General features: G+C 77.2%; 1 protein-coding gene. It reads right to left on the bottom strand.

Annotated elements, in window-relative coordinates; genetic code table 11:
* Positions 1-244 precede the first annotated feature (244 nt).
* Positions 245-2,061 (bottom strand): glycosyltransferase family 2 protein (locus PV350_RS46315; RefSeq protein WP_500339278.1); only part of this gene is annotated, 1,817 nt, incomplete at its 5' end.

Genomic DNA, 2,061 nt, shown 5'->3' with positions numbered 1-2,061 from the left:
CCTGGACCCCGTCGGCGTCCGCCCCGGCTCCGGCGTCCGCCCCGCCCTCTGCGGCTGCCCCGGCTCCGTTGAATGCCCCGGCTTCGGTGGCCGTTCCCTCCAGCTCCTCCTCGGCCGCCCCCGGGGCGGTGCCGTCGAGGCCCGCGGCGCCCGGCGGGAGCTGAGGCGGACGAGGCGAGGACGAAGCAAGGACGGCCGCCCGTACCGGGCGGCCGTCCTCGTGTGCCGGGTCCTGCGGTGTTCCTCAGCGCCGCGCCATGTGGTGCCGTACCGCCGCCATGCGGGCGGTGGCGCGCTGCCTGGGCGCGCGGTGCCGGCCCCTTGCCGTACGCCGGGCCCGTCGCGCCCGCCGAGCGGCCAGGACGCCCGCCACCCGGCGCCGCAGCACGCTGCACCGCCAGACCAGCAGCGGGACCAGGGAGGTCAGCAGCGCGATCGCGGCCCAGACGCGCATCGCCGGGTGGGCGTGGCCGCGGGGGACCGAGGCGAGCAGCGAACCGGCGAGCAGGGCCGCCCACAGCAGGTGGACGCGGAAGGCGGCGAGCCGGTCCGGGCGGGCCGGGTCGCCCCCGGCCGCGGCGAGCCGGCCCTGCGGGCGCCGGAGCACCGTCCGTACCAGGGAGAGCACGTGGAGCGGGGCGGACACCGCGGACATCACCAGCCCCGCGACGCCGAAGGACCCCTTCGGCCGGTGGGGGCCGGCGTTGCGCCCGCGGGTCCCCAGGCACAGGGCGATCCGGAACGCGACGGCGGCGCCGTGGAGCGCCAGCCACACCGTGGGGTCGAAGGGGGTGCCGGAGGCACCGAGCCCCAGGAAGAGCGCGCAGGCCAGCACGGAGAGGATCCAGCCGAGGCCCGAGAGGGGGTAACGGGCGGCCGTCAGCGTGTAGGTGAGCAGGCTGCCGGGGCGCAGCTTCCACGGGGCCTTCCAGAACTGCCGCAGGAGGGACTCGTAGGTGCCGCGGCTGCGGCGCAGTTCCTGGGCGAAGAAGCCGTGCCAGGAGGACGGTCCCCGGCCGACGGCCACCACGTCCGGGGTGTGGACCGAGCGCCACTTGCGGCCGGTGGCGGGGTTGCGGCGGGCGTGGATCTCCAGCCCGGTGGCCAGGTCGCCGGCGGCGGAGTCGTACATCCCGCCGGCCTGCCGCAGCGCCGAGACGCGGACGACGTCGGTGGTGCCGGTGAACAGGGCGGAGCCGTAACGGTTGGCGGCCCGCTGCGCGGAGGCGTGGACGAGGAAGCGGTGGCTCTCGGCGGCCCTCGTCACGGCGGTGTCGTGGTCGCCGTGGACCTGCGGCCCGACGACGAAGGCGACGTCCGGGTCGCGGAAGTAACCGAGCATCCGCTCCAGGTAGTGGGGGAGCGGGACCTGACCGGTGCCGACGCAGGCGGTGAACTCGTAGTCGCCGCCGTGGGCGTCGAGCCAGGCGTTGTGGTCGCCGTGCCGGGCGCCGGCGCGCAGGGCGCCCTTGGGGTGGTTCCAGCGCGCGACGCCCTTGCGGGTGAAGTGCCGTACGCCCAGCGTCCCGCAGAGCCGCCGGGCCTCCGGGTCGTCGTCCTGGTCCAGCAGCCACACGTCGACGGGGCCGTCGTGCCGGACGCGTACCGCGCCCTCCAGCGTGGCCCGCAGCCCCTCCAGGGACTCCCCGCCCGGGGCGGAGGAGACCAGGAGGGCGACCCGGGTGCCCGGTGCCGGGGCGACCGGGACCGGGTCGCGGGCGACCAGGGTGGCGTGGGCGTGGGCGAGGACGGCGACCAGGCGGAGGAGTTCGAGGAGGCCGAGGGAGACCAGCATCGCGGTGTCCGCGACGTGCGCCCACTGCGGCGCGGTCTCGCGGGCCGTCCAGTGGCGCGGCTGCACGAGCCAGACCAGCACGCCCAGCGAGGCCAGGGGTGCGGCGGTGAGCAGCAGCCAGGTGCGGATCCGGTGCCCTTCGCGGGAGATCAGGCTGCGGTACCTGACCCGGTACAGCACCCCTGGCCGCGGGGGGTCGTTGAGGGGTCCGGCGAGCGTCCCGTGGCGCGCGTAGTCGTGGCGGCGGGGGGCGCCGGGGACCGGGG

This window comes from Streptomyces sp. PA03-6a (genome assembly GCF_033792765.1).
GTDB lineage: Bacteria > Actinomycetota > Actinomycetes > Streptomycetales > Streptomycetaceae > Actinacidiphila.
Note: the sequence above shows the minus strand (reverse complement) of the source record. Positions and strands in the feature narration are given on the sequence as shown.